This is a genomic window from Nocardioides sp. Bht2, from assembly GCF_047308515.1.
Taxonomy (GTDB): Bacteria; Actinomycetota; Actinomycetes; order Propionibacteriales; family Nocardioidaceae; genus Nocardioides.
Window position 1 is genome coordinate 82,774 of record NZ_JBLBWI010000003.1, and the last position, 26,067, is coordinate 108,840.

General features: G+C 71.1%; 23 protein-coding genes. 4 read left to right on the forward strand and 19 right to left on the reverse strand.

The features are described from left to right. Positions 1-21 precede the first annotated feature (21 nt). The 15 genes from ACLM5J_RS07000 to ACLM5J_RS07070 are packed head-to-tail and all read right to left on the reverse strand — an operon-like array spanning position 22 to position 17,802. Positions 22-1,275 carry an enterochelin esterase domain-containing protein gene (locus ACLM5J_RS07000; protein WP_413655399.1) on the reverse strand — a complete coding sequence of 418 codons (1,254 nt, stop codon included), beginning with the start codon at positions 1,273-1,275 and terminating at the stop codon, positions 22-24. Further along, entirely contained in the window at positions 1,272-2,066 is a 795-nt protein-coding gene (locus ACLM5J_RS07005) for an ABC transporter ATP-binding protein (protein ID WP_413655401.1), read from the reverse strand. The genes ACLM5J_RS07000 and ACLM5J_RS07005 overlap by 4 nt, the downstream gene beginning before the upstream one ends. Then, the gene (locus tag ACLM5J_RS07010) at positions 2,066-3,118 is read right to left on the reverse strand and encodes a FecCD family ABC transporter permease (protein ID WP_413655403.1); all 1,053 of its coding nucleotides are present in this window, start codon (positions 3,116-3,118) and stop codon (positions 2,066-2,068) included. Before ACLM5J_RS07010 ends, ACLM5J_RS07005 begins: the two co-directional genes overlap by 1 nt. Beyond that, positions 3,115-4,113, reverse strand: a complete 999-nt coding sequence (locus tag ACLM5J_RS07015; RefSeq protein WP_413655405.1) for a FecCD family ABC transporter permease — start codon at positions 4,111-4,113, stop codon at positions 3,115-3,117. Before ACLM5J_RS07015 ends, ACLM5J_RS07010 begins: the two co-directional genes overlap by 4 nt. After that, complete coding sequence (locus tag ACLM5J_RS07020) at positions 4,106-4,945, reverse strand: hypothetical protein (protein WP_413655407.1); 840 nt, start codon at positions 4,943-4,945, stop codon at positions 4,106-4,108. Before ACLM5J_RS07020 ends, ACLM5J_RS07015 begins: the two co-directional genes overlap by 8 nt. Positions 4,946-4,947: 2 nt before the next feature. Then, complete coding sequence (locus tag ACLM5J_RS07025) at positions 4,948-6,846, reverse strand: hypothetical protein (RefSeq protein ID WP_413655408.1); 1,899 nt, start codon at positions 6,844-6,846, stop codon at positions 4,948-4,950. After that, the gene (locus tag ACLM5J_RS07030; RefSeq protein WP_413655410.1) at positions 6,846-7,856 is read right to left on the reverse strand and encodes an ABC transporter substrate-binding protein; all 1,011 of its coding nucleotides are present in this window, start codon (positions 7,854-7,856) and stop codon (positions 6,846-6,848) included. Before ACLM5J_RS07030 ends, ACLM5J_RS07025 begins: the two co-directional genes overlap by 1 nt. A 17-nt stretch (positions 7,857-7,873) precedes the next feature. Next, a complete protein-coding gene (locus ACLM5J_RS07035) occupies positions 7,874-8,080 on the reverse strand; it encodes a hypothetical protein (RefSeq protein WP_413655412.1) in 207 nt (68 codons plus the stop codon). A 13-nt stretch (positions 8,081-8,093) separates the two neighbouring features. Then, positions 8,094-8,735, reverse strand: coding sequence for a FadR/GntR family transcriptional regulator (locus ACLM5J_RS07040; protein WP_413655609.1), 642 nt, complete (start codon positions 8,733-8,735; stop codon positions 8,094-8,096). 51 nt (positions 8,736-8,786) lie between these two features. Further along, positions 8,787-9,428, reverse strand: a complete 642-nt coding sequence (locus ACLM5J_RS07045; protein ID WP_413655413.1) for a 4'-phosphopantetheinyl transferase family protein — start codon at positions 9,426-9,428, stop codon at positions 8,787-8,789. Further along, a complete protein-coding gene (locus ACLM5J_RS07050) occupies positions 9,425-13,348 on the reverse strand; it encodes an amino acid adenylation domain-containing protein (protein ID WP_413655415.1) in 3,924 nt (1,307 codons plus the stop codon). Before ACLM5J_RS07050 ends, ACLM5J_RS07045 begins: the two co-directional genes overlap by 4 nt. Beyond that, positions 13,345-14,244: an isochorismatase family protein gene (locus ACLM5J_RS07055; protein ID WP_413655417.1), complete on the reverse strand. Its 900-nt coding sequence runs from the start codon at positions 14,242-14,244 to the stop codon at positions 13,345-13,347. Before ACLM5J_RS07055 ends, ACLM5J_RS07050 begins: the two co-directional genes overlap by 4 nt. Then, positions 14,244-15,935, reverse strand: coding sequence for a (2,3-dihydroxybenzoyl)adenylate synthase (locus ACLM5J_RS07060; protein ID WP_413655419.1), 1,692 nt, complete (start codon positions 15,933-15,935; stop codon positions 14,244-14,246). The genes ACLM5J_RS07055 and ACLM5J_RS07060 overlap by 1 nt, the downstream gene beginning before the upstream one ends. Then, entirely contained in the window at positions 15,932-17,029 is a 1,098-nt protein-coding gene (locus ACLM5J_RS07065) for an isochorismate synthase (RefSeq protein ID WP_413655420.1), read from the reverse strand. The genes ACLM5J_RS07060 and ACLM5J_RS07065 overlap by 4 nt, the downstream gene beginning before the upstream one ends. Then, positions 17,026-17,802 (reverse strand): SDR family oxidoreductase, encoded by a 777-nt coding sequence (locus tag ACLM5J_RS07070; protein WP_413655422.1) that lies wholly within the window; start codon positions 17,800-17,802, stop codon positions 17,026-17,028. The genes ACLM5J_RS07065 and ACLM5J_RS07070 overlap by 4 nt, the downstream gene beginning before the upstream one ends. A gap of 129 nt (positions 17,803-17,931) precedes the next feature. On the opposite strand from ACLM5J_RS07070, the gene ACLM5J_RS07075 reads away from it, so the two are divergent. From ACLM5J_RS07075 to ACLM5J_RS07085, 3 genes are read left to right on the forward strand one after another with little or no spacing between them, the layout of a single operon-like run. After that, entirely contained in the window at positions 17,932-18,399 is a 468-nt protein-coding gene (locus ACLM5J_RS07075) for a DUF2505 domain-containing protein (RefSeq protein ID WP_413655423.1), read from the forward strand. Continuing rightward, positions 18,396-18,875, forward strand: a complete 480-nt coding sequence (locus ACLM5J_RS07080; RefSeq protein ID WP_413655425.1) for a DUF2505 domain-containing protein — start codon at positions 18,396-18,398, stop codon at positions 18,873-18,875. The genes ACLM5J_RS07075 and ACLM5J_RS07080 overlap by 4 nt, the downstream gene beginning before the upstream one ends. Next, the gene (locus ACLM5J_RS07085) at positions 18,872-19,348 is read left to right on the forward strand and encodes a DUF2505 domain-containing protein (protein ID WP_413655427.1); all 477 of its coding nucleotides are present in this window, start codon (positions 18,872-18,874) and stop codon (positions 19,346-19,348) included. Before ACLM5J_RS07080 ends, ACLM5J_RS07085 begins: the two co-directional genes overlap by 4 nt. A gap of 240 nt (positions 19,349-19,588) precedes the next feature. Here ACLM5J_RS07085 and pruA read toward each other — a convergent pair whose 3' ends face one another. The 3 genes from pruA to ACLM5J_RS07100 form a co-directional block, all read right to left on the reverse strand. Next, a complete protein-coding gene (gene pruA, locus ACLM5J_RS07090; protein WP_413655429.1) occupies positions 19,589-21,217 on the reverse strand; it encodes an L-glutamate gamma-semialdehyde dehydrogenase in 1,629 nt (542 codons plus the stop codon). 61 nt (positions 21,218-21,278) lie between these two features. Further along, positions 21,279-21,695, reverse strand: coding sequence for a DUF6912 family protein (locus ACLM5J_RS07095; protein ID WP_413655431.1), 417 nt, complete (start codon positions 21,693-21,695; stop codon positions 21,279-21,281). Further along, the gene (locus tag ACLM5J_RS07100) at positions 21,692-23,140 is read right to left on the reverse strand and encodes a WS/DGAT/MGAT family O-acyltransferase (protein WP_413655433.1); all 1,449 of its coding nucleotides are present in this window, start codon (positions 23,138-23,140) and stop codon (positions 21,692-21,694) included. The genes ACLM5J_RS07095 and ACLM5J_RS07100 overlap by 4 nt, the downstream gene beginning before the upstream one ends. A 133-nt stretch (positions 23,141-23,273) precedes the next feature. Here ACLM5J_RS07100 and ACLM5J_RS07105 point away from each other — a divergent pair, with 133 nt between their 5' ends. Further along, a complete protein-coding gene (locus tag ACLM5J_RS07105; RefSeq protein ID WP_413655434.1) occupies positions 23,274-24,593 on the forward strand; it encodes a hypothetical protein in 1,320 nt (439 codons plus the stop codon). Positions 24,594-24,596: 3 nt separating this feature from the next. On the opposite strand, the gene ACLM5J_RS07110 is transcribed toward ACLM5J_RS07105, so the two are convergent. Continuing rightward, positions 24,597-26,033, reverse strand: a complete 1,437-nt coding sequence (locus ACLM5J_RS07110) for an SGNH/GDSL hydrolase family protein (RefSeq protein ID WP_413655435.1) — start codon at positions 26,031-26,033, stop codon at positions 24,597-24,599. Positions 26,034-26,067: the final 34 nt, after the last annotated feature.

Sequence of the window (26,067 nt, forward strand, 5' to 3'; positions counted from 1 at the left end):
AGGCCGGTCGCGACGACCGATTCAACCATCGCGAGGCGACAACAAGGCAACGATTGCGTCACCGACCGCGCCCCGCCACCAGGCGTAGTCGTGGCCGCCGTTGTAACGCGGCGCAAGGACCTCGTGCCCTGCCGCGCGCAATCGGACGGCGAGCAGCTCGTGGTCCGGGGCCAGCACCCACTCCTGGGCACCGTGCGCCAGATGGATCCGAGCTCGACCGCGGTGCGGAACCTCGCTGAGGTCGTCCTGCCACAACGACGCCGACTGACTGGCCACCAGGCCGAACCGGTCACCGAAGCCGAGACCGACCCGGAGCGCGGTCAGTCCACCGAGGCTCTGCCCGACGATCACGGTCTCGTCTGCGCTTTCGCTCACCGGGAGCCGGGCCCGGGCGGCGTCCAGCAGCGGCCCGGCCAGCCATGCGTCGTACTCCGCGACGTCGTCACCGGCCAACTCCTGCCAGCGCTGGTCGCGACCACCGGAGTCGACCAGGACCGCGTGGGTCGGAGGCAGCAGCCCGTCCGCGATCAGGTTGTCCAGGATCGTCGGCAGGCTGTGGCTGCTGGTCCACACCTCGCCGTCGAGCGCCACCACCAACGGCGTCGGGTGCTCGGCCGGCGTCGCCGGTGCGTACCACCAGACCCGCCGACCATCGACCTCACCGGCCTCGAAGGTTCCGGGCCGGACGCCGTCCCGGCTACGGTGCCAGGGCTGCGCAGGCGCGTGCGGACCGCTGGCCACCGACTGCTCGATGCCCGCCCGATTCACACTGTGGTCGGGATTGTGCGGGTCCGCCTCGCCACGGTCCAGCAGCTCCCTGATCCGGATCTGATCGGCGCGTATGCCTGACGGTTCGGCGCGTATGCCTGACGGTTCGGCGCGTATGCCTGACGGTTCGGGGGGCGAGGGCAGCGGCGACTCGCCGCCCGGACGTTCGGCCAGGAAGCAGTAGGAGGCCCGCCAGTCCGGCTCCACCAGATAGCTGGCGTGCCACAGCGCGGTGCCCGGGACCCGACTGAGCAGACTGTCGTCCAACCGGGTCTCGTCGGTCAGCCGATTGACGAAGAGCAGTACCCGCACCGCGTCGGGGTCCCACCAGCAGAAGGTGACCCGGACCGTGGCGTCGTCCACGGTCTCCACCAGCGGCAGCCGGCCGGCCGTCGCCTGGTAGAACGCCTGCGCCGCGGCCGGGTCGCCGAGGGCGGCGATCTCGGGATGGGTGACTCGGCGGACCGGGGTCGGCCGGGGCACCTTGGGCGGGGTACGCCTGATCATCGGCCGCGTCCCGCCAACGGGATGACCATCGGGCTCCCGGTCTCCGGGTCGGCGATGATCCGGCACGGCAGGTCGTAGACCTCTTCGATCAGCTCCGCGGTGACCACCTCGCCGGGGCTCCCCTGCGCCATGATCCGGCCGCCCTTCATCACCACCAACTGGTCGGCGTAACGGAACGCGAGGTGGAGTTCGTGCAGCACCATCACCACGGTGCGGCCCTGGCGCTGCAGCGCCCGCCCCAGGTCCAGCACCTCGATCTGGTGGGCGATGTCGAGGAAGCTGGTCGGCTCGTCGAGCAGCAGCACCTCGGTCTCCTGGGCCAGCGCCATTGCCAGCCAGACCCGTTGCCGCTGGCCACCGGAGAGCTCGTTGACATCGGCGTCGGCCAAGGCGACCACGTCGGTGGCCCGCATCGCCGCTTCGACGGCGGCGTCGTCGTCGCGTGACCAGGGCTTGAGCAGCCGCTGGTGCGGATACCGTCCGCGGGCGACCAGGTCCCGAACCACCATGCCGTCGGGCGCCGACGGGCTCTGCGGCAGCACCGCCAACTGGCGAGCCACCTGCCGCGACCCCATCGAGGTCACCGGCGTGCCGTGCAGGCGGACCTCGCCCTGCTCCGGGTTCAGCATCCGGGCCATCGTCCGCAACAGGGTCGACTTGCCGCACGCGTTCGGTCCCACGATCACCGTCAACTGGCCGGGCACGATCTCCACATCGAGCCCCTCGATCACCCGGCGGCCCGGGTAGCCGACCGCCAGGCCATGCGCCGACAACGCAGCCGTCACACCCATCACTTCCTCCTCCACTGCGAGACCAGCAGGACCACGAGATACGCACCGCCCACCGCGCCGGTGACGACGCCGACCGCCAACTCGTCGGGCGCGATCACGGTGACCGCGACCCGGTCGCTCACCAGGACCAGGAAGGCACCGGTCAGCGCGGAGGCGATCAGCGGCGGCACCGCGACACCGGTCAGCCGACGAGCGATCTGCGGTGCTGCCAGGGCGACGAACGCGATCGGCCCGGCGGTGGCCGTGGCGGTCGCCATCAGCGCGACGCCGATCAGCACGGCGAGCAGCCGGACCCGGTGCACCTCGACGCCGTTGCCGCGCGCGACGTCGTCGCCGATCGCCAACAGGTGCAGGGGTCTGGCGATCGCGAGGGTGGCGATCGAGAGCAGCACCAGCGCGCCGATCATCAACTCGACCCGCGGCCAGGTCATCGCGTTCAACGAGCCGGCCAGCCACTGCGCCGCGGTCTGGGCGGCGGTCAACGAGGCACGGACCAGAAGCAGCGCGTTCAGCGCAGCCAGCCCGGCTCCGATGCCGATTCCGACCAACACCAACCGGTACGGCGCCACCGTGCGGTGATGGCTGGCCAGGCCGTAGACCAGGACGGCGGTGCCGAGCCCACCGAGGATCGCGCCGGTCGCGATCACCGCCGGGCCGCCGTCGAGGATGACGATGCTGAGCAGCGCGCCGCTGGCGGCACCGGTGGTGAAGCCGATGATGTCGGGGCTGCCGAGCGGGTTGCCGGAGACCACCTGGAAGATCGAGCCGGAGAGGCCGAGCGCGGCACCGACCACCAGGGCGGCGACCACCCGCGGCGCCCGCACCTCGGTCACGAAGTAGGCGCCCAGCGGGTCCTCAGCGGTCCCGGCGAACGACGCAAGTACCTGCGAGAAGCTGACCGGATAGTCGCCGGTGAGCAGGGCCCAGGCACTCAGGCCGGCGATCCCGAGCAGCAACAGCAGGCTCACCGTCAGGCCGCGACGCGGCAGCCGGAACTGGCGCGTCGCCGGGCCGAGGACGACGAAACGACGGTCGGGGGCGAGACCACTCATAGCGCGGGGATCCTTCGACGACGGACCAGGGCGACGAAGACCGGCGCCCCTGCCAGCGCGGCCACCACGCCGGTCTGGATCTCCTGGCCGGGCACGATCAACCGGGCCAACACGTCGGCGCTCAACATCCAGATCGGACCGAGCAGCGCGCAGAGCGCGATCAGCCGACGCTGGTCATGGCCGACCAGCGCCCGGGCCGCGAAGGGCACTGCCAGTCCCACGAAGAGGATCGGCCCCACAGCAGCGGTCGCAGCGCCACAGAGCACGGTGATCGCCACCATCCCCAGGGCCCGGGTCCGGCGGACGTCGACCCCCAGCCCACGGCCGGTCTCCTCCCCCAGCGCCAAGGCGTCCAACCCCGGCGCGGCGATCCGGGCCAGGACGACACCGACCGCGATGAAGGCGCTGACGCAGGCGAGCACCGGCCAGCCGCGTCCTTCCAGCGAACCGGCCACCCAGAACCGGAACTCGTTGAAGGCCTCGCGGTCGGCGAGCACCACGCCCTGGGTGAAGGAGGTCAGCACGGCGCTGACCGCGACTCCGGCCAGCACCACCCGCGTCGCCATACCGGGGCCGCCGCTGGCCCCGATCAGGTGGACCACCACCGCGGCGAGAGCGGCGCCGAGCAGCGCGAACCAGACGTAGCCCCAGATCGAGACCACTCCGAAGAGCGCCACCCCCAGCACCACCGCGAACGAGGCGCCGGCGTTGACGCCGAGGATGCCGGGGTCGGCCAACGGGTTCCGGGTCAGCGTCTGCATCAGCAGGCCACCGAGTGCGAGACCGATCCCGACCACGATCGCCAACAGCGTCCGTGGCAACCGCTCGTTGCGCAGGATGTCGGAGTCCAGGCTGTCGTCACCGGAGAGCAGCAGCGTCCACACCCGGCTGAGCGGCAGCTGACTGGAGCCGAAACTGAGGCTGACCAGGACAGCGACCAGCAGCGCCAGCAGAGCGAGGGTGAGGACCAGCGGGGTACGGGCGCGTTCAGCCACCGACGGTTACCCGGCGACCGCGGACCAGCAGCCACGCCGCAGCGAGCAGGCAGAGCGCCAGGACCCCGGCCCCCAGGTAGGGGAAGCGTCCCGCCGCTGGCTCGACCGACGCCGCCGCGGCCTGTTGGGGAACAGCCGCGGAGTCGCTGGTCGTCTCGGCCGGGTTGTCGTCCGGCGTCGCCCCGGATCCGACGACCGGCATCGACGGCGCGATCAGGGCTTTCTCCCTGCCGGCGCTCTGCACACCCGTGTCGGTCCCCGTGGAGGTACCCGTCGAGGTCCCTGTCGACGTGCCGTCGTCGGTGCCCGTGGCCCCCGGATCGGTGCTGGACTGGTTGCTGCCCGGCGAGGTGGTCGTCCCGGGCTGGGACGCCGCGCCCGCCGTCACTGTGAAGTCGGGGCTCCGGTTGGTGTAGCCCTTGATGCCCTGGTAGCCACCGGCCGCGTCGCGGACCTCGGCACTGGCCAGGAACCGCAGCCAGTGCTTGCCCGGCTTGAGATCGGCAGGCAACGTGAAGGAGCCGCTGACCGTGCCGCGGGCCGAGATCCGTTGCAGGTGCTGGACGCAGGCGCCGTGTACGGCGGCGGCGCTGCAACTCTGGCCGTCGTCGATCTTGAGGTAGACCGTCTCGCCGGCCGGAAAGCCGGAGAGGGTGAAGCTCAGGGTGTCACCGGCGCGCACGGCCCGCGGTGCGACCGACGACGCGGTGCCCGGCGTGTTCGCCCCGGCGCCGTCGTCCGGGATCGCTTGAACAGCGCCGAGAGGTGCGGCGAAGAGGCCGAGCAGGAGCCCGAGGACCCCGATCACCACGGCTCGTCCGAATGCGTTCATCCTCAAGCTCCCTTCACACCACGACGGGTCCACAGCACAGCTCCGAGCAGGCCGACCAGGCCGGCGATCACCAACCAGAGATCGGATTCGCCGATCGGGTCGCGCTCGTCGGCTGCCGACGCCTGGGCCGGTCCGGCCACCGGCGCGGGCGCGGCGGTGAGTTCCTCGGCGATCACCGAGGTCCGCGGCGGGATCGAACTCCAGGTCCAGGACACCGGCTTGCCGGTGGCGTCGAGCACCACGATCCGGTGCGAGGCGCCCTGGAGCGCGGAGACGTCGATCCGGAACCGGCCATCGGCGTCGAGCTCTACCCAACCGATCGCCGTCGGCGGGTTGTAGACGGCGACGAAGTACTGCTCGCCCGGCTTGCCGTCGGGGACGGTGAGTCGCAGGGCGGAGCCGGAGCGGCTGGAGGCGACCGGCTCGGCCAGGGCGGCCAGCACCTGATCCTCACTGGGCAGCGCCGGGGCCGGGGCGACGGGCTGCTGCGGCGCATCGACGACCTGCGGAACCGATGCCACGGTGGGCGAGGCGGGAGCCGACGGGCTCGGCTTCACCGGAGTGTCGGTGCCGTTCTTCGACTCCGGGTCCTTCTCCTTGCCGGGCTTCTCGCTCGTCGGCTTCGGCCCGACCAGCCGGGCCCAGCCGACCAGTTCACCGACCCGGCCCCGGTCGCCCCGCTGCACCACCAGGCGCGGACGCCCTTCCGGCAGGGTGACGCCCTTCAGGCTCGCCTGCAGGGTGCCCGAGGCCGGGACCTGGATCCATGACGCCCAGGGGTAGCGCGGCGATCCATCGGCCGCGTAGACCGTGAGGAAGGCCCATTGGGGGCGGTCGGCCGCCGGAAGCTGCACGCTGATGCCGCTCGTGCTCTGCCGGACCACCAGGCCACCGCGGGTCGCCGAGGTCAACTGCTCGGTCGCCTCGACCGGGTCGGGGGCCACGGTCGGCCGGTAGGCACCGACGGTGAAGTCGGCGCTCTTCAAGGTGCGGCCGGTGTCGCCGGCCTTCAACGAACCGGTCAGCAACCGCAGCGAATGGGCGCCGCTGACCATCGCCGGCTTCGAAGTGGCGGCGGTACCGTCCGGCAGCGGCATGGCGATGTCGAAGGTGCCGTCGTCCTCGGCTTCGATGATCGCCCAGATCGTCTTGTTGGTGTGCAGTCCGGTGGTCAGGTGCTCGTAGGCGCCCTCGTCGATCTTGACGCCGATCACGCTGCCGCCGTTGGTCGGGTGGCACCAGCCGGCTCCGCGGAGCTGCAGCGAACCGCCGATCTGGACCTGGTCGTCGACGATCGTCACCGACGCCGCCGCGCCCTGGGGATCGCAGACCACACCGGGCTCCGGCTCACCGCCGCCGGTCCACGGCGTACCGCCGACCACCAACGGAGCGCTGGCGACCGAACGCTGCCGGTCGGTGTCGTCGAACCGCCCGCTCTGGAACTGCACTGCGAGGTAGTCACCGGCGCTGAGCCCGGCCGGCAGGTCGATCGAGATGTCGAACTCGCCGCCCTGCTGCATCGCCCGCACGTTGGGGTGGGCGCCGCCACCGGGTGCCAGCAGCACCCAGATCGTGGTGTCGCCGCTGGCGCTCGGATGTGCCACCACACCGGCGCCGCTCCGGGCGTGCTGTGCGGTGGGCGCCTTGTTCAGCTTGATCGCCACCGTGGACGACGACCCGGTGGTCGTCGTCCAGCCGGTGCCGCGGAGCCGCAAGGTGGCGCCGGAGTCGGTGGAGACCGCCTGCTCGACCCACGCCACCGCCTCACCGGCCCGGACGGTCTCGTGTGCCCAGGCGGGCTCGTCGACGGCGGCCGTGGCGGTGCTCGTCCAGGCCCCGAGGGAAACGGTGACCAGCAGCAGCGTCAGCGCGAGGAACGGTGCTGCACTCAGGCGGCGCATCAGCCGAGCGCCTTGACGATGTCAGCGACCAGGCGCTGCATCAGCACCGGACCGCCGGTGCTGGTCCACAGGGAGCCGTCGACCAGGACCACCTGGCCGGAGCGGTAGGCGGAGAGCTTCTCGAAACCTGGCACCTCCACCGCCTCGCGGTACGCCTTCTCCGCTCCCGAGGTGTCGGCCGTCCCGCCGGCGTTCTGGTTGCCGACCGACGATCCACCCAGGGTGCCGAAGAACATCCAGTCGCCGTCGATCTCGGCGAGCCGTTCCAGCGGCACCGGCTCGCTGTGGCCCCGGCCGCGCCGGTCCTGGGCGGCAGGGCGTCGCAACCCGAGATCGGTAAGCGCCTGGCCCGCCGGAAGCTCGTTGAGGATCATCGCCGCGGATCCGCCCTGCCAGCGGACCACGGAGAAGGTCTGCTCGTCGTAGCCCTTCAGCGACGCCGCGGCGTCGGCGACCTGCTGGTCATAGGCGGCGATCACCTCGGCGCCCTGATCCACCCTGTTCAGTGCGTCGGCGACCCGGGTGAAGGTGTCGCGCCAGTCGCCGCCGGCCAGACCGACGTTGACGGTCGGCGCGATCGCGGCCAGCAGCTTCAACTGCTCGGCGTTGTTGTTGATCGAGGTGCCGTCGACCAGGATCAGGTCGGGGTCCGCCTTGCCGATCAACTCGAAGTTGGGCGCGGCGATGCCGCCGAGCAGCGGGATCTCCCCGGCCAGGTCGTTGATGTAGTGCGGCAGGGTGCTCTGGCCACGACCGGTCACCGCGCCGATCGGCGTGACACCGAGCGCCAGGACGCCGTCGAGGGTCGGCTCGCTGAGCACCACGATCCGCTTCGGTTCCGCGGGAACCTCGACCGACCTGCCCTCGACATCGGTCACGGTGCGGCTGGCGCCGTCGACGGTGGCGGTGGTCTCGGAGTTGCCACAGCCCGCCAGGAGACAGAGGCCGGCGAGGGTGATGCTGAGCGCCACCCGGAGCTTCGCGTGCATGGTGAAGGGACCTCGGATCATCGGCGGAAGGTCAGGACTTAGGTGATCCTAACATTCAGCGGATGTTCCGTAGCCAAGCCTTCCCATACCTCGGGCGTGCCGACGATCGAGCCTGCCGAGATCAACGAAACCCGGCGATCGAGCCTGCCGAGATCAACGAACGAGGTCTCGACAAGCTCGACCAACGAAACCCGGCGATCGAGCCTGTCGAGATCAACGAACGAGGTCTCGACAAGCTCGACCAACGAAGCCCGGTGATCAGGGAGAGGTGAGGTCCCGGTCCGCGTGCTTGCCCGCAGCGGCAGCCGCCGCGTCGGCGTCACCGGCCTCGATCGCGTCCAGGACGGCCGAGTGATCGTGCTGGCGCGCGGCGTCGTCGGCGATCCCGACCAGCCGACCGCTGACGATCGCGGCCCGGACCGGAACCATCAGCCCCACATAGAGATCGTCGAGCAACGAGTTGCCGGCCAGCGACACCAACAGCGCATGGAACTGGCCCGGCATATGGCCGCGCTCGACATCGGAGCCGGCCAGATCGCGCTCATGGGCCTCGCGGAGCTTGCTGACGTCGGCCCCCGCTGCGGCCGCCGAGCGCGCCGCCTCGACCTCGATCGCCCGGCGGACCTGAAGCAGATCGGCGAGTTCATGGTCCGCCGCGAAGTCGGCCAGCACCCTGCTGACCGGCGTCCGCGACCGGACGAAGGTGCCCCGCCCCGGAGCCGGCTCCAACATGCCGAGATTGGCGAGCGACCGCACCGCCTCCCGGATCGTGCTCCGCCCGACGTTGAACTCGGCGGCCAGCTCCGCCTCGTTCGGGATCTTGCTGTTCACCGGCCAGGCGCCGCTACTGATGTTGAACCTCAGCCGGCGCACGGTCTCCCGCGCCCGGTCACTGCCCATTGCCCGCACGTCTCGTCTCCTCAGTCGGCCCGGCGCGAGCCTACCCGGCGCTCAGCGTCGACCTGAGTCACCGAGCGCCGCCACCAGCACGCCGTCCGGCCAAGGGAATTCGACCAGGCGGTAGTCACCGATGACGTCGAGCGGCCCGGTGGGGTCGAGCACTCCGATCCCGGCCGGGTCGTCACCACCCGCGGCCTTGAGAAGCGCCTCCTTGCGACACCAGAGCCGGAGCAGATCTCGTTGTGGCGCGGGGCTCTGCGCCAGCCAGGCGTTCTCGGCGTCGCTCAGCATCCGCCGAGGCAGGGCGATCCGCCGGTCCACCTCGACGTCGACCCCGCATGGCGCGGTGCCGACCAGGGCCGCGACCGCGTGGCCGCTGTGGGCCAGGCTCACCGCGAGCTCCGGCCGGGCCGAGAACGATGGACGTCCATGGAGTCGGCCGCGATCGCCGGTACAGGTGGCGCACCGTTGCTGCCACTCCCCCAACTCCGCCGATCCGAGGAACGCCCGCGCGCAGTCGCGCGCCAGCAGGTGCGCCGCCACGTAGGCGGCGCGATCCGCCGCGGAGACCAGCGCCGCCGCACGCTCCTGCTCACTGGCGGAGAGTTCGTCGCGCCGAGCGGCGTCGCCCGGCTCCGCCCAGCCCAACCGGAGCAGCCATTGCGAGCCGCCCCAGGCGCCGAGCAGCCTCACCGCACCGCCAGGACCGGGCTCGCCGTCAACAGCTCGGCCAGCACCCGGCCCACCTCGTCGATCGCGGGCGCGCGGACCAACTCCCCGTGCGTGGTCGCGATCTCGTGCACCTGCAGCTCACCCGCCAACCGCCGCCACCCGGTGGGCTCCAACCAGCTCTCGGGACGCGGCGCGGTCGCGGCGAAGAGCAGCACGCGGTGGCTGCCCACACTCTGCTGTGAGGTACGCACCAGCCGCGCGGAGTCGATCACCGAGGCCAGGCAGCCGGCCAGCACCTGCTCGGGCAGGGCAGCCAGCGCACTGCCGGTGCCCGCCAGGATCTCGACCAGCTCGGCACGACTCAGCTCGACGTCGTCGGCGACCCGGTCCTCGGCCCCGGCCATCCGGAGCAGGCCGCGAAGTGCCTCCTGTTCGTCCGGCTCGCCCAAGGCGTGCCACTGGTCGGCCGGGTAGGCGTCCAGCAGGGCGACCACCCCGACCTCCTGGCCCTCGGCCCGAGCCAGCGTCGCCACCTCATGGGCGGCCATCCCGCCGACCGACCACCCCACCAGGTGGAACGGGCCGGAGCCGACCACCGAACGGATCGCGGCCAGCTGCCGACGAGCGAGGGCCTGCAGGTCCGCGACCGGTTCCGGGGCGCCGTCGGCAAGCCCCGGCGTCTGCACCGCCCAGAGCGGCTGATCGCTGGGCAGTGATCGGAGCAGACCGCTGTAGCACCAGCCCAGGCCGCCCGCCGGTGGCAAGGCGAAGAGCGGGACGCCGTCCCCGCCACGCAGCGCCAGCAGGTCGCCGACGTCGCTGCCTCCGGCCGCTCCGGCCGAGATCCGTTCCGCCAATGCAGCGGGTGTCGGTGCCGTGAAGAGGTCGGCGACCCCGAGCTCAGCTCCCCACCGATCCTCGGCGAGGGCGACCACCTGCAGCGCACGCAGCGAGTCGCCACCGTGGTCGAAGAAGTCGGCGTCTGCCGCCAGCGGGCCGCCCCCGAGCACCTCGCCCATCAAGGCAGCGAACTGCTCGGCCAGCAGGCTCTGCGGCGCAGCGCCCCGACCGTCGCCGACAGGCAAGGCCCAGCGGGCCACCGCCTTGCGGTCGGTCTTCCCGCTGACGGTCAACGGAAGCACGTCGACCGTCCCGATCTGGGTCGGCACCATCGCCGAGGTGAGCCGTTTCCGCAACTCCTCTCGGAGTGCTTGGGAGAAAGCCGCGGGATCAGCAAGGGGCGCCGCCGGCACGATCCAGGCCACCAGGCGCTCTGGCTCACCGACCGCAGCCGCCACCGCATCGACGACCTCCGGGTGGTCCAGCAACGTGGCCTCCACCTCGGCCAGTTCGATCCGTTGGCCGCGCACCTTCACCTGGTGGTCGATCCGGCCGAGGTAGCGGAGGACGCCGTCGGCGCGCCAGCTGGCCAGGTCCCCCGTGCGGTACATCCGTTCGCCGGTCACCGGATCGGTCACGAAGGCGCGTGCGGTGAGCTCCGGTGCGCCGACGTAACGGGTCGCCAACTGCACCCCGGCCAGGTAGAGCTCGCCGGGGACGCCGATCGGTACCGGCCGCTGTTCGGCGTCCAGCACGTAGCAGCGGGTGTTCCAGATCGGTCCACCGATCGGCACCTCGTCGGCGGTGGCCGGGCACTCCCAGCAGGTCACGTCGACCGCGGCCTCGGTCGGGCCGTAGAGGTTGGTGACCCCGACCCCGAAGACGGCGGCAGCGTCGGCGGCGAGGTCCGGCGCCAGCGCCTCACCGCTACAGACCAACGCCTGCAACCGCGCGCCGGTCGCGATCCGGCGGGCGACCGGGTCGGCCAACAGGGCGCGGAGCATCGAGGGGACGAAGTGGACGACGTCGATCCGCTGCTCCACCAGGGTCCGGGCGAGGGCTCGTGGATCGCGATGGTCGTCGGGCGCCGCGATCACGACGCTGGCACCGACCTGGAGCGGCCAGAAGAGCTCCCAGATCGAGACGTCGAACGAGATCGGAGTCTTGTGCAGCACCCGGCTGCCCGGCGTCAGCTCGATCTGGTGCTGCATCCACGCCAGCCGGTTGTCGATCGCCGCATGCCCGACCTCGACGCCCTTGGGCCGTCCGGTCGACCCGGAGGTGAAGAGCACGTAGGCGGGAGCCTCCTCGGCCAGCTCCCGGACGGCACCGACCGGTGCCGAGTCTCCGGTCGGGACCTGATCGACGTCGAGGACCGCCAACCCTGGTGGGAGGGTGGGCGCGATCTCGGCGTCGCTCAGCACCCAGCGGGCACCCGCATCGGCCACCATCCCCTCGACCCGGGCCGGGGGCAGCCCCGGCTCGATCGGCAGATAGACCGCCCCCAGCGCCTGGACGGCGTAGAGCGCCTCGTAGAGCGCGAACCCACGATGCAACGCGATCCCGACCGGCTCACCGGCCTCGACTCCCCCAGCACGCAGCGCGTCGGCGAGCTCCCCGGCCCGCTGGGCCAGCTCGCGATAGCTCCGCTCCTCCTCGCCGAACCGCAGCGCGGTCGCCTCGGGGGTCAGCGCGACCTGGTCGGCGAACGCTTGCGGGAGGCTCCGATAGGGCAGCGCGCGAGAGGTGTCGTTGAATCCGTCGAGCTCAGCGCGTTCGGCCGGGGTCAGCAGCTCCAGGGTGGCGACCTCGACCTCGTCGTCGGCGTGTAGGAAAGTGGCGAGCCACCTCGGCAGCCGGGCCAGGTGGCCGGCCACGGCCCGCTCGTCCCAGAGCCGGGGGTGGGCGTCGATCTCCAGAGAGACGCGGCCGCGCGCCGCGTTGCCGCGCAGGCAGACGGTCAGGTCGTCGACCGGTCCGGCGCTGAGGTTCCGCACCCGGCCGGCGCTTTCGCCGAGGGGCAACGCGTCCGCGAACGGCAGCACATTCACCTGGGCGCCGTAGAGCCGTTCACCGTTCTCGCCGACCATCCGGGTCAGCTCCTCGAACCGGAGCCGGGAGTTGGCCCGGGCGAAGGCCAGCTCCGCGCTGACGGTGCCCACCACCTCGGCGACCCGGCCACGTGCCAACACCCGTACCGGCAGGACGTTGACCGCCGTGCAGACGGTCCGCGCTGCCGGCCCCGGTGCCCGGCCCGGGCGGGTCCGGTTCATCAGCGGCACGCCGATCCGCGTCCCGGTACCTCCGCCCATCCTGGCCAGGTAGGTACCGACAGCGACCGTCGCCAGGTCCGGCCAAGGCATCCGCAGCTCACGAGCCCGGACGACCAGGGCCCGCACCAGCTCGGGATCGAGGTCGACCTGAACCCGCCGCGCAGCCGGCGCCGGCTCGCCGGCGACACCACCCGGCGCGGTCGCCTCGTCACCGCCACCGAGTAGCGCGCGCCACTGCGCCCGCTGCCCGTCCAGCAGTTCGTCGTCCTGGAGCGCCTCGTCGGCGACCAGCGCAGCCAGGCTCGGTGCCGCGCTCGGTGCCGCGGCCAGGCCGGCGACCTCGGCGGCATAGAGCTCGGCGATCCGGCGGAGCAGGTGCTGGGCACCGGTGCCGTCGATGACCAGGTGGTGCGCGGCATGGAACCACCAGTGTCGATCCGCGCCCAGTCTGAGCACCGCGGAGCCGACCAACTCACCCTCGAGCCCGAACGGCACCGCCATCCGCTGCGCCAACCAACTCCGTGCCGCGGCAGCGGGATCCTGCTGCGCGCTGAGATCGACCAGGGCCGGCGGCTGAGGCAGCACGGTGCGGACCCGCTGCTGCGGGCCGTCCGGCCCGAGACCGACCTCGACGCGGAGCTGCTCGAACTCGGCGTAGGCGCGCAGATGCGAACGCTGCAAGGCGGCAACGTCGATCTCACCCTCCACCTCGACCACCTCGGCGGTGGTCAGGCTCGGGTTCTCGGGTCGGAGCGAATGGGCGAACCAGAGGCCGCGCTGCGCCGCCGTCAGCGGGAGCCAGCCCGCGTCCTCGGGGGCGCTGGTCACCTCGCCGTCACCAACGATGAGGCCGCGATCAGGTGCTCCACCGTCGCCTGTTGAACGAAGTCGGCGTAGTCGATCTCGACGCCGCGATCGGCCAACCGGTCGAGGAGTTCGAAGGCCCGCAACGAGTCGAGCCCCAACTCGAAGAGGTCGCTGGCCGGGTCGGTGACGGCGCGCTCGACCAGCTCGACGTCGCCGAGCAGCTCGGCAAGGTCGAGGCGCAGCTCGGCGCTCGCCTCGAGCGCCCCCGTCGCAGCCGATGCGTCGCGCCACCGGGCCAGCACCTCATCGGTGCTGAGCACCATGCCGCTGGTGCGGGCCACCGTGTGCAGGGCCCGCTGATGGTCGGCGAGGCTGAAGTCGGCGACGGCATCGGCGACCACGAACGGGGCGATGTCCTGCATGAACGCATCGGTCGCGGTGGTGGCGACACCGATGTGGGCGTAGATGCCGACGATCACCAGCTGGTTGCGTCCGGCGTCGGCGAGCCGCTGCGCGAAGTCGCTGCGGGCGAAGGCGCTGTAGCGGTGCTTGACCAGCACCTGGTCGCCGTCGCGCGGCGCGAGCGGCGCCAGGATCTGGGTCTGCTCGGCACGGTCCTGGATGCCGGTCCCCCACATATCGGTCAACAGACCACGGTCTTGCGGGTCCTGGTCGCCCGGCTGTGCGGTGTAGAAGACCGGAACCCCAGCGCTGCGCGCGGCCGCGATCAGCGCGGCGGTCCGGTCGATCGCCTGGTTGAACGCCGGGCATCCGGTGCCGTAGATCCGGGCGAAGTAGGCCTGCATGTCGTGCACCAGCAAGGCGGAACGCGTGGGTTCCAGGTGCCAGCCGACCCGCGCCTCGGGGGCGGAGTGGGTGGGCAGGGTGAAGGTGTACTCGACGGTCTGGGGCAGCATCACGCCTCCGAAGCGGTGGTGGAGAGAACGGGTGGGGCGGCAGCAGGCTCGACGCCCTGCTCCGCAAGGAACCTGCGCAGCGCGCGGCGGCTGTTCTTGCCGACCGCGGTGGTGGGGAAGGTGGCACAGCAGACGACGCGGTCGGGCAGCTTGAACTCGGCAAGCCCCCGCGAACGGAGGTGGTCGCGCAGGTCGGCGGGCTCGGCGGCGCCGGGGACGAGGACCACCAACAGGCAGATCCGCTCGCCCAGATAGGGGTCTGCTTCCCCGATCGCCAACGCATCGTGGATGGCCGGGTGGACGAGCGCGGCCTCTTCGATCTCGTCGACGGCGATCTTCTCGCCGGCCCGGTTGATCTGGTCCTTGTCCCGGCCGGTCACGATCAGGTGCCCGCTCGGCAACTGCCGGACCCGGTCCCCGGTCCGGTAGAAGCCGTCGGTGGTGAAGGACGCCTCGGCCTCCGGCGTCGGTCGCAGGTAGCCCCGGATCGTGTACGGGCCCCGAGTCAGCAGCGCGCCCTCGGCGCCGGGTGGCACCGGCTGGTCGTCGGCGTCGACGATCAGGATCTCGTCCGCCGCGCTGATCGGTCTGCCCTGGCTGGTGTGACGGGTGGCCTCGTCGTCGGTGAAGCGCGTGTAGTTGACCAGCCCCTCGGCCATCCCGAAGACCTGTTGCAACCGGACGCCGAGCACCGGCTCGATCTCCTCGGCGACACTTGGTGCCAACTTGGCACCACCCACCTGGACGACGGCCAGGCTGGTCAGATCGGCCGGACGTCGTCGCTGGGCAGCCACCCAGGCCTGGGCCAACGGCGGGACCAGGGAGGCGAAGGTGATCCGCTCCCGTGCGATCAGGCCGAAAGCCGTACGTGGGCTGGGGTCTGGGGCCAGCACGACGCTGGCCCCCACCTGGAACGCTCCGAGGATGCCGGGCGAGCTGAGCGCGAAATTGTGGACCGCCGGGAGCGCCACCAGCAGCACCGATTCGCTGTTCAACTCACAGATGGTGGCCGACTCCCGGACCGAGTACAGATAGTCGGCGTGCGTCCGCGGGATCAACTTCGGGACCCCCGTGGTGCCACCGGAGAGCTGCAACAGGCCGACCTGCTCGGCATCCGACAGCACCGGTGAAAGCTCCCCCACCGGGCGGCCGAGCGGCAGTTCGGCGGCGTCGAGGAAGACCGGGAGCACAGCGCCGTCGGCCCGCAGTCGTGCGCCGACGCGGGAGTGCAGTTCGGCCAGCTCGCCCGCGTCAGCGACACCCTGCTGACCTCCCGGCATCCCGATGACCGCAGCGGCGTCGGCGAGCCGGGTGAACTGGGCCAGCTCCAGCTCGCGATGGCTGGGCAGGCCCAGTACCGGCACCGCACCCAGGGTGAAGCTGCCGCAGAGAACCGCGATCAGCTCCACCGTGTTGGGCAGGTGAAGTACCACCCGGTCGCCGGGCTCCACCCCGTGAGCCCGGAGCCAGGTGGCAGCGCTCTCGGCCGCGGCACCGAGCTCGCGGTAGCTCCACCGCTGCCAGCTGCCGGTGCCGTCGATCCCTTGGACCGCGGGCCGTTCGGCGAACCGCTGGACCCTCTCGCTGACGAAGGAGGCCAGGGTCTCGTCGGTCCAGTATCCGGCGTCGCGGTAGCGCCGGCGGAACTCCTCGGGCCAGGTGGTGCTCGTGGGCAGAGCGGCGCGGGTCATCGCAGTGCTCCGGCGGGGCTGCGCTCGAGGGCACGGAGCATCGTCGAGAGCTTCGCGCCGGTCTCGCGGACCTCGGAGTCCGGCACCGAACCGGCGACGATGCCCGCCCCCGCGAAGAGCTGGAGCTCGTCGTGGCCGACGATCCCGGCCCGGATCGTGACCGCGAACTCGCCGTCACCGGCCCCGTCGAGCCAGCCGACGCAACCGGCCAGGTAGCCACGGGGCGTGGGCTCCAGTTCGGCGATCAACGCCGCTGCCCGCGCCGCCGGGACGCCGCCGACCGCCGGGGTCGGGTGCAGCAACTGAGCGAGTTCCAGAGCCGACGGCAGTGGCCGGTCGGCCAGCAGGCGGCCGTGGATCGGCGTGGCCAGGTGCCACAGCGTGTCGGTCCGGTGCAGGATCGGGGTGCGTGGCCAGTCGAGCTCGCCGCAGAGCGGCGCAAGTGCCGCCGTGATCGCCTCGACGACGTGGGCGTGCTCGGCCAGGTCCTTCGCCGACCGGAGGAGTTCCTCGGCTCGCCGCCGGTCCTCGTCCGGATCGGCCGCGCGGGGCACCGAACCGGCCAACGGCACCGAGGAGACCGCCGTGCCGACGCGGCGGACCAGGAGCTCAGGACTGGCCCCGACCGCGACCTCGCCCCCGGTCACCGTCTGCGAGAAGACGTACTCGCCTGGCCGATCGTCCAGCAGCGGACGGAGCAGGTGCTCGGGCCGCAGACCGGGCGCTCGGACCTGGAGCTGACGCCCCAGCACGACCTTCTCGACCTCGCCCGCCTCGATCCGCTCCAGGGCCGCCCGGACCATCGCGGCATAGTCGGCGGGCGCCGGGACCGGCGTCACCTCGACCCCGGCCAGTCCGGCGACGTCGGCGATCTCGATCTGGTCGTAGGGCACCACTTCACTGAGCTCGGGCAGCACCGCCACCCCCTCGCCCCCCGGGACGAAGCTCAGCGCGCAGTGTGCGCGGACCTGGGAGTAGGCGGCTGCCTCGAGTACTGCCTCGGCCCAACCGGCGTCGCGCGCGGATCCGGTCGGATAGACCTCGCGGATCCCATGCCCGATCACGGCCTGGTGACCACTGGTGAAGATGTTCACAGAGTTGCTCCTCCGTCGACGACGAGCTGTTGCAGGGTGATGTGGCGGGCCTGGTCCGAGAGCAGGTAGAGCACGGAGTCGGCGATGTCTTCGGGGTCGGCGATCCGACCCAACGGGATACCGAGGCGATGTTTGGCCGGTTCACCGGCCAGGGCCTGCGCCTCGGCGGCGGCCGGGTCGGGCCAGAGCGCGGCAAGCATCGGCGTCGCCGTGGTGCCGGGAGCGACCAGGTTGCAGCGGATGCCGTGCTCGGCGAGCTCCAGCCCGGCCACCCGGGTCAACGCGGCCGCAGCTGCCTTGGAGGCCGCATAGCTCGCCATCCCGATCCGCGGCACGACGGCGGCGTTCGAGCTGACCACGACCACCGAGCCGCCTTCCGGCAGGCGCCGGGCCGACTCCTGGAGCACGTGCAGAACGCCGCCCACGTTGACCTGCCAGCTGATCGCCCAGTCGAGCGGATCGATCTCGGTCAACGGCGCGGGCCGGAGCACGCCGGCGGCAGCGACCACGTGCCGGACCGGCCCGAGCTGCTCGGTCGCCGCCGCGAACGCGGCCGCAACCGCTTCCGGATCGGTGATGTCGGTCGGCACGGCCAGGGTCTGTCCCGGGGCGCAGCGGGCGACCGTCTCGGCCAGCGCGGCGACGTCACGGTCCAGCAGGGCCACCGCCAGTCCGCGCTGGATCAGGGCCGCCGCCACGGTGGCGCCGATACCTGATCCGGCGCCGGTCACCACCGCCACCGAGCCCGGAAGGAAGTCTCGCCTTGCAAACATACGATGATGCTAAGGCATCCCTAACCTAACTTCGAACCCCGTCCGTCCGACGAACTCCGACACGCCCGGCTCCGCGCTTTCCTCCCCGAGTCGCCCGCACGAGCACCGATCTCGGCGATGATGTGCCCCATGCAGTTCACCCACTCCACGCGCTACGACGCCTCCCCCGCCGACGTCCTCGCGATGCTCACCGATCCCGCCTTCCGGACGAAGTCGTCGCAAGCCCAGCAGGCCAGCGGAATCAACGTCGCCATCGACGGCGCCACGCTCCGCCTGGAGATGGAGCAGCCGAACAACGACATCCCCGCCTTCGCCCGCGCCTTCGCCGGCGAGACCACCCGCACCGTGATCACCGAGGTCTGGCGCGACACCAGCGCCCAGGTGACGATCGAGACCCCGGGCAAGCCCGCCGGGATCACCGGGACCCGGAGCCTGGTCGCCGACGGCGACGGCACCCGCGACGTCTTCGAGGCGGACGCCAAGGCCAAGGTTCCGCTGATCGGCGGCAAGATCGAGAAGCTGATCGCCGCCAAGGTGGTCGAAGGCCTGCGCACCGAGGAGACCGTCGCCCGAGCCTGGCTGGCGGGTGAGCGATGAGCCGCGTCTCGGTCACCCTGACCTACCCCGGCGCCACCGTCGACAAGGTCGCCGCCATGCTGCTGACCCCGTCCTTCCGAGAGTCGGTCTGTGCCGCCGACAAGCATGCGCTCGGCGCCGAGGTCGGCCTCGCCGGGACGACGATCACCATCGACCAGCGTCAGTCGGTCGGCAACATCCCCGGATTCGCGAAGAAGTTCGTCGGCGACGAACTGCGGATCGTCCAGGTGGAACGGTGGAACGGCGCCCGGGCCGACGTCGACGTCACCATCCCCGGCAAGCCCGGCCAGATCCGCGGCACCGCGAACCTGCGCCAGGACGGCGACACCGTCGTCGAGCAGGTCGAACTCGACGTCGAGGTGAAGATCCCCTTGGTCGGCGGCAAGATCGCCACCCTGATCGGCGACCAGTTGCGCGACGTCCTGACCAACGAGCAGCGGCTCGGCCGCCAATGGCTGGAAGGTGAGCAGCGATGAAGTTCCACAAGCAGATCCGGTTCGCAGCGCCCGTCGACGAGGTCTACGCGATGCTGGTCTCCCCTGAGTTCCGGGAGCGGGTGGCCGCAGAGGCAGGCGCCACCAGCTGGGACGTCCAGGTCACCGAGACCCCGGACGGCGTCCGCTCGCTGGTGCAGAGCACCGCACCGACGACCGGCCTCCCCGGCTTCGCCCGCAGCGTCGTCGGCTCGCAGCTGTCGATCCGCCAGGAGGAGACCTACCGCGGGCAGGCCGGGACGCTCAACGTCACGTTGCCCGGCAAGCCCGGCAGCCTGACCGGCCAGATCACCCTCGCCGCCGACGGCGCCGAGACGGTGCAGACGGTGAACGCCGAGGTGAAGGTCTCGATCCCGCTGGTCGGCGGCAAGATCGAGAAGCTGATCGGACAGGTGATGGGCAACCTGCTCAAGCTGCAGGGACGGGTCGGCGCCGCCTGGTTGGCCGGCAACTGACTCCACCGGTGATCGAGCCACCGGTGATCGAGCCACCGGTGATCGAGCCTTCCGGTGATCGAGCCATCCGGTGATCGAGCCTGTCGAGATCACCAAGCCGGTCTCGACAAGCTCGACCAACGAGCCTTCCGGTGATCGAGCCTGCCGAGATCACCAAGCCGGTCTCGACAAGCTCGACCAACGAGCCTTCCGGGCATGGCTCACGGCCATCAGGTCGGCAGCCAGTTCCCGGCCAGCGTCTCACCCCATGTGTGGGTAACGGTGGTCGGTCGGCGGGACCAGCGTCTCCTTGATCGAACGCGGTGAGGTCCAGCGCAGCAGGTTGCTGGCGGCGCCCGCCTTGTCGTTGGTTCCCGAGGCCCGGCCCCCGCCGAACGGCTGCTGTCCGACGACGGCGCCGGTCGGCTTGTCGTTGACGTAGAAGTTCCCGGCCGCGAACCGCAACTCCTCGCTGGCCCAGGTGATCGCGGTCCGGTCCCGGGCGATCACCGCGCCGGTGAGCGCATAGGGTGCCGCGCTCTCGGCCTGGCGGACCACCTTCTCGAACTGGGCATCGTCGTAGACGTGGACCACCAGGATCGGACCGAAGTACTCGGTACTGAACATGGCGTCGCGCGGGTCGGTGCCGAGCACCACGGTCGGCCGCACGAACCAGCCCACCGAGTCGTCGCTCTGGCCGCCGGCGACCACCTGGAGGGAGCGGGTCCGCCGGGCCCGTCGGATCGCCGCCTTGTGCTTGGCGAAGGCGCGCTCGTCGATCACCGCGCCCATGAAGTTCGACAGGTCCCGGACGTCGCCCATCGGCAGCGCCTCGACGTCCGCCAGCAGTTGCTCACCCATCTGCTCCCAGACCGAGCGGGCGACGTAGGCCCGCGAGGCAGCCGAACACTTCTGCCCCTGGTACTCGAAAGCCCCACGCAGCAAGGCGACCCGGACCACGTCGGGGTCGGCGGAGGGGTGCGCGATCACGAAGTCCTTGCCGCCGGTCTCCCCCACGATCCGCGGGTAGCTCCGGTAGCCACCGATGTTCGCGCCGACCTCGCGCCACAACCCTTGGAAGGTCCCGGTCGAGCCGGTGAAATGGATGCCCGCCAGGTCCGGGTGCGCGAGCGCCACCTCGGAGACGGCCAGCCCGTCGCCGGGCAGCATGTTGATCACCCCCGGCGGCATCCCGGCCTCCTCCAACAGCTCCATCGTCAACGACGCCGCGAACTGCTGGGTCGGCGACGGCTTCCAGAGCACGGTGTTCCCCATCAGCGCAGGTGCCGTCGGCAGGTTGCCGGCGATGGCGGTGAAGTTGAACGGCGTGATCGCGTAGACGAAACCCTCCAACGGCCGATGGTCGCTCCGGTTCCACACCCCCGGGCTGTTCGCGATCGGCTGCTCTCCGAGGATCTGAGCCGCGTAGTGGACGTTGAAGCGCCAGAAGTCGATCAGTTCACAGGCGGCGTCGATCTCGGCCTGGAACGCGGTCTTCGACTGGCCGAGCATGGTGGCGGCGTTGAGCCTCTGCCGCCACGGGCCGGCCAGCAGCTCGGCGGCCCGGAGCAGCACCGCGGCCCGCTCATCGAACGGCAACGCCCGCCAGCCGGGAGCGGCCGCGCCGGCCGCCTTGATCGCGGCCTCGGCGTCCTTCGTGGTGGCGTTGCGGTAGGTCCCGAGGACATGCGCGTGGTCGTGGGGTTGCACCACGGCGCGTTCCTCGCCGCCGCCGGGGCGACGACGTCCGCCGATATGCGCGCGTAGCGATCGGGGACGGCGTTGCTGGGTATCGATCTCCGCCAGCAGGGCCTCCCGTTCGGGGCTGCCCGGGGCATAGCTGAGGTTCGGCTCGTTGATGGGAGCCGGTGGGTACGTGTTGGCATCCATGCCTTGCATCGTGGCACGGATCGTGACGCCGATCACGCGACGAAGCGCGCGGACGACGGGGTCAGCTCAGTTCGGCGAGCTCCTGGCGGGCGAACCAGGCCAGTTCCGGGCCGTCGTCACTGTCGGTGATCGACGACGCCAACGTCTCGACATCGACATGGCCGGCGGCGACCTGGCGCCATTGGAGACCGGTGATGGAGACAGCCGTCGGCTCACCGTCGCGCGGCGTCACCTCGTCGACGTCGGCGGCGATCACCACCCGGCGCCGCAGGGAGTCGCCGGCGATCAGAGCAGCCAACGACTCGTCACCGGCCGCGGCCAGTGCGGCGTACTCCCACCCCTCCTGGTCGCCGTCCGGCCAGGCCTCGACCAACGCGTCGGTGACGGCGTGCGCAGCCAGCGGGCCGGGCAGGTGACGCTCAGAGACCAACACCGCAAGGCGATCGAGGTCGAGCGGGAGGTAGACGCGGTGACTCATGTCCTCGGCTTCTTTGCGGTCTCGGTACGGCCACGAGGGGCTCGCGTCCGACCACCGGTGGTGTGGTCGACGAGTTCTTCGAGCGCCTCGGTGATGCATTGTCCCAGCACCGCCAGGTCGGGCAGCGCGTCGCGGTCCCCGGTGATCCCGTAGAAGACGCCGCCGTCGTAGGAGGTGACACCGATGGCCAGCGCCTGCCCCGGCAGCAACGGCTGGACCGGATAGGTCTCCACCATCCGGGCCCCAGCGGCGTACAGCGGGAACTGGGGACCGGGGACGTTGGTCACGGTCAGGTGGAAGTGCCGCCGCTGCGACTCCGCAGCCACCCGCGAACCCAGGGCGTGGAAGGTGGTCGGCGCGAAGCCGGCGATCCCGGCCAGTCGGTTGGCAGCGACCGCCTGCCCCGCCTCGCGGTGGGCCTGGAAGGCGTAGCTGACCTGATGCAGCCGAACCAGCGGGCTGGACTCGGCGATCGGCAACTGGACCAGGTGCGGCGTGACCTGGCTGCCCAGCGAAGTGGCCTCGAGCTCGTCGTCGATCACCGACATCGGCACCATCGCGCGCAGGTTCCGCATCGCCGACGACGAGGTGCCGCGGGCCAGCAGCCAACTCCGCAGCGCGCCGGTCAAGGTGGCCAACACGACGTCGTTGACCGAGGTGTTGTGGGCCAACCGCAGTGCGCGATAGTCCTCGAAATCGGTCCGGACGGTGACCAGGCGTCGCTGTTCGGAGAGCTCCGCCGAGATCGGCGAGTCCGGTGTCGGCCGGCGGTTCGCCAAGACCCCCATCACCGCGCCGAGGCGAGTGCGCCCCTCCTCCATCCGGCGCAGGGTCCGCTCGGCAGCGCTCTGGGTGGTGGCCAAGACCGTGGCTGGTTCACGCAACGACTCAGCCACGGCCCCCAACGCCAACCCCAACGGTGACGGCTCGCGCTGCGGCTCCCAGTCCTCGTGGATCAGCTGCTTGGGCTCCGGCGAAGTGTCCAACAGGACCTGGCCGAGGTCGACCGTCTCGACGCCGTCGACCAGGATCTGGTGCGACTTGGAGAGCAGCGCCACCTTGCCATCGGCCAGCCCCTCGATCAGGTAGACCTCCCAGAGCGGACGGTTCGGGTCGAGCCGGCGCGACATGATCCGCGCGGAGAGCTCGCGGAGCTGTTCCATCGTGCCGGGACGGGGCAGCCCCGAACGGCGGACGTGGAAGCTGATGTCGAAGCTGGCGTCGTCGATCCAGACCGGATTGGCCAGCGACCCCGGGACGCCGCGGATCACCTTCCGGTAGCGCGGGACGAAGGCGATCCGGTCGGTGATCAGCTGGGTCAGCGCCACGTAGTCGAAGCCGGAGTCGCCCGGATCGAAGATCTCCAGGGTGGCGTTGTGCATCGGCGTTGCCGCTGTATCCGTGGCCACGAAGGCAAGGTCGCGGGGACGAAGCCGTTCACTCATGCGCGTACCTCTCTCGTTTCCCCCAGGTGACCCAACAGGCGTCCCTTACAGGGATTGTGTCAGAGTCGAGGCGACTCCAGCAGGATTCCGCCCTGCTCGGGGAGACCGAACCGAGGAATGAGGAAGGCGCGCGATGAACTTCTTGGCGCACGGTGTGGGTGGCGGCGAAGATCTGCCGATTCCCTTCGAGTACGCCCTGGCGGGCGCCTGCGCCGCACTCGCCATCTCCTTCTCGGTGCTGGCCCTGGCGTGGCGCAAGGCGAAGTTCGAGCAGCCGAAGGAGCGGCCCGCGCCGCAGTGGCTAGCCGCCCTGGTCGACAACCCCTGGTTCCGCTCGCTGCTGCGCCTGCTCGGGTTCGCCTTCTTCTGCTACGTCGGCGCCGCCGCCGTCTTCGGGCGCGACGTCCAGTTCAACGTCGTCTTCGGTGTCTTCTTCGTGCTGCTCTGGGTCGGCATCGTCCCGGCCTCGTTGGCGTTCGGCTCGTTCTACAAGGCGGTCAGCCCGGTCCGGGCGATCAACTCCGCATTGGCGAAGGTGGCCGGCTCCGACGTCGAGCACGGGCTCCGCGACTACCCGGCACGGTTGGGGATGTGGCCGGCTGCGCTCGGCCTCTTCGCCTTCACCTGGTTCGAGCTGGTCTACCCGTTCTCCAACGAACTCGGCCCGGTCCGGCTCTGGATCGGCATCTACGTGGCGGTGATGCTGGTCGGCGGCGCGATCTACGGCAACAAGTTCTACGAGAACGCCGACCCGTTCGAGGTCTTCTCCACCCTGGTCGGCCGGCTCTCGATCTGGGGCCGCGATGAGGAGGACCGGTTGGTCCTCCGCTCGCCACTGGCCAACCTGGCCACCACTCCGCAGACGGCAGGCCTGGTCGCGGTCTGCTCAGTGCTGCTGGGCAGCACCGCCTTCGACTCCTTCCGTGGCTCGCGGCTCTGGGTCACCTTCGTCCTCGACCACCCCGGGATCTCGGAGAACCTGCTCAACCTCGGTGGTCTGATCGGCCTGATCCTGCTGGCCGGCGTGCTCTTCGTGGTGGCCAGCATGCTGACCGGTGTGGAGCGTCCCGAGCACCGCTGGACCCTGCCGGCTGCCTTCGCCCACTCCCTGGTGCCGATCATCGCGGGCTACTTCTTCGCCCACTACCTGAGCTACTTCGTCGAGTACGGGCAGACCACGCTGCTCCAGCTCAACGACCCGTTCGCCAACGGCTCCGACCTGTTCGGCCTGGCGAACAGGTCCACCAACTACTGGCTCTCCGAGCACCCGACCACGCTGGCCACCCTCAAGGTGCTCGGTGTGGTGGTCGGTCACGTGGTCGCCGTCGTCGCCGCGCACGACCGAGCGGTGGCGCTGCTGCCCAAGCGGCACCAGCTCACCGGTCAGCTGTCGATGCTGCTGGTGATGGTCGCCTTCACGGTCGGCGGCCTGACCCTGCTCTTCAGCGCCTAGTCGTCACCGCTTGGCCCGGACGGTGATCCGGGCCGCACCGCGGGCACCGTCGGCCCCGCGGTAACGGACCACCAGCCGGTGCTTGCCGGGCTTGAGTCCACGGACCCGGAGGACCACCCGGCCATCGTCGGCCCGGGTCAGCTTCGACGTCGCCAGGAGCCGGCCGCTCCTCGCCACTCGGACCCTGACCACACCGCGCGGACGGGCGGTGTCGCTGACCCGGACCTTCGCCACCACGGCGAACCGGCGGTGGGCGCCGACCCGGTCCCCGGGCCGCTTGATGGTCACGGTGGTCCGGCGCGGACCATGCGCGGCCCCGAAGTCACCGTGGACCGAGAGCAGATCGGCGTACGCCTGCTGGCCGTGCCGATTGGGATGGTAGTAGTCGCTGAGATCGACGGCGGTCGGGTCCAGGATCTGCATCAGCCACCGGTCCGGATTGCCGCCGCCCGCATCCGGCTCGTGCCCGGCGAACTTCGCCGGCACACCGGCGATGAACCGCATCTGGCCGCGCACCCCGCTGCGCTTGTTGACGTCGGCGGCGACCTTCGCCAGCTCCCGGTTGCCGGTGGTGACCAGCCCACGCACGGCCTCTCCGGCCGGGTAGCTGGTCAGGAGCCCGACGGAGAAGCCGTTGTCGGCCTGCAGGTGCGGATAGCCCAACTGCACCACGCGCGCGTCGCGGCGCAGGCCACGACGCTGCAACTGCGCGATCCCCTTGGCCACCTTGGCCCGGATCGCCGGCAGCTTGGCCTGGGCCGACTCGATCGCGGTTCGGCAGGCGCCTTCGGCCTTCCACAGGAAGCACTGCATCACGATGTTGGTGAAGCCCGCGTCGTTGCCGCCCATCGTGAAGACCACCAGGTCGGTACTGGAGTCGACGAAGTCGGTCTGCGGGCGCAGGTAGCGCTGGCAGCTGTAGTTGAGGGTCGTCCCGTTACGCGAGGTCACCTGGTAGCGCCAGAACTCCTCGGCGGGGAACTGCCGGGTGTTGCACGGGTCGGCCCTGCGCAGCCGTGCGGCCGCGCCGGTGTCGGAGTCGGTCGCCGGCACGGTGTGACTGCCCGTGCTCGCCGAGCCCATCGCGCGTGGCACGGTCAGGTCGGCAGCGACTCCTCCGCTGCAGGCATGGTTGGCGACCCGGACCTTCATCCCGCGGGCCCGGAGGGTGGCGGCGTACCGCTCGGACCAGACGTCTTTGCTCCGCACACACCCGGACGGGCCGTAGCGGCGGGCTGCCGGTCCGGCCGCGTTGCCGGCGGAGTAGGAGTCGCCGAGGACCACGACGTCGAGGGTCCGGCCATCGGCCCCCGACCGTGCCTGCGCCGCTACGGTCGCCGTCGCAGAACCGGTCAGCGCCGGGCCGCCCAACCCCGCCAGCGCGATCGTGGTGACCGCAACCGCCAACACCCGTGTGCCCCGTCGAACGACCTGTCGCATCTTCACTCCTCAGTGCCCCGTCACTCAGAACCGG

Excerpts from the sequence above, each read along its gene's own strand:
- ACLM5J_RS07000 (WP_413655399.1), bottom strand. The coding sequence starts at position 1,275 with ATGATCAGGCGTACCCCGCCCAAGGTGCCCCGGCCGACCCCGGTCCGC.
- ACLM5J_RS07005 (WP_413655401.1), bottom strand. The coding sequence starts at position 2,066 with ATGGGTGTGACGGCTGCGTTGTCGGCGCATGGCCTGGCGGTCGGCTAC.
- ACLM5J_RS07010 (WP_413655403.1), bottom strand. The coding sequence starts at position 3,118 with ATGAGTGGTCTCGCCCCCGACCGTCGTTTCGTCGTCCTCGGCCCGGCG.
- ACLM5J_RS07020 (WP_413655407.1), bottom strand. The coding sequence starts at position 4,945 with ATGAACGCATTCGGACGAGCCGTGGTGATCGGGGTCCTCGGGCTCCTG.
- ACLM5J_RS07025 (WP_413655408.1), bottom strand. The coding sequence starts at position 6,846 with ATGCGCCGCCTGAGTGCAGCACCGTTCCTCGCGCTGACGCTGCTGCTG.
- ACLM5J_RS07030 (WP_413655410.1), bottom strand. The coding sequence starts at position 7,856 with ATGATCCGAGGTCCCTTCACCATGCACGCGAAGCTCCGGGTGGCGCTC.
- ACLM5J_RS07040 (WP_413655609.1), bottom strand. The coding sequence starts at position 8,735 with ATGGGCAGTGACCGGGCGCGGGAGACCGTGCGCCGGCTGAGGTTCAAC.
- ACLM5J_RS07055 (WP_413655417.1), bottom strand. The coding sequence starts at position 14,244 with ATGCTGCCCCAGACCGTCGAGTACACCTTCACCCTGCCCACCCACTCC.
- ACLM5J_RS07060 (WP_413655419.1), bottom strand. The coding sequence starts at position 15,935 with ATGACCCGCGCCGCTCTGCCCACGAGCACCACCTGGCCCGAGGAGTTC.
- ACLM5J_RS07070 (WP_413655422.1), bottom strand. The coding sequence starts at position 17,802 with ATGTTTGCAAGGCGAGACTTCCTTCCGGGCTCGGTGGCGGTGGTGACC.
- ACLM5J_RS07075 (WP_413655423.1), top strand. The coding sequence starts at position 17,932 with ATGCAGTTCACCCACTCCACGCGCTACGACGCCTCCCCCGCCGACGTC.
- ACLM5J_RS07080 (WP_413655425.1), top strand. The coding sequence starts at position 18,396 with ATGAGCCGCGTCTCGGTCACCCTGACCTACCCCGGCGCCACCGTCGAC.
- ACLM5J_RS07085 (WP_413655427.1), top strand. The coding sequence starts at position 18,872 with ATGAAGTTCCACAAGCAGATCCGGTTCGCAGCGCCCGTCGACGAGGTC.
- pruA (WP_413655429.1), bottom strand. The coding sequence starts at position 21,217 with ATGGATGCCAACACGTACCCACCGGCTCCCATCAACGAGCCGAACCTC.
- ACLM5J_RS07095 (WP_413655431.1), bottom strand. The coding sequence starts at position 21,695 with ATGAGTCACCGCGTCTACCTCCCGCTCGACCTCGATCGCCTTGCGGTG.
- ACLM5J_RS07100 (WP_413655433.1), bottom strand. The coding sequence starts at position 23,140 with ATGAGTGAACGGCTTCGTCCCCGCGACCTTGCCTTCGTGGCCACGGAT.
- ACLM5J_RS07105 (WP_413655434.1), top strand. The coding sequence starts at position 23,274 with ATGAACTTCTTGGCGCACGGTGTGGGTGGCGGCGAAGATCTGCCGATT.
- ACLM5J_RS07110 (WP_413655435.1), bottom strand. The coding sequence starts at position 26,033 with ATGCGACAGGTCGTTCGACGGGGCACACGGGTGTTGGCGGTTGCGGTC.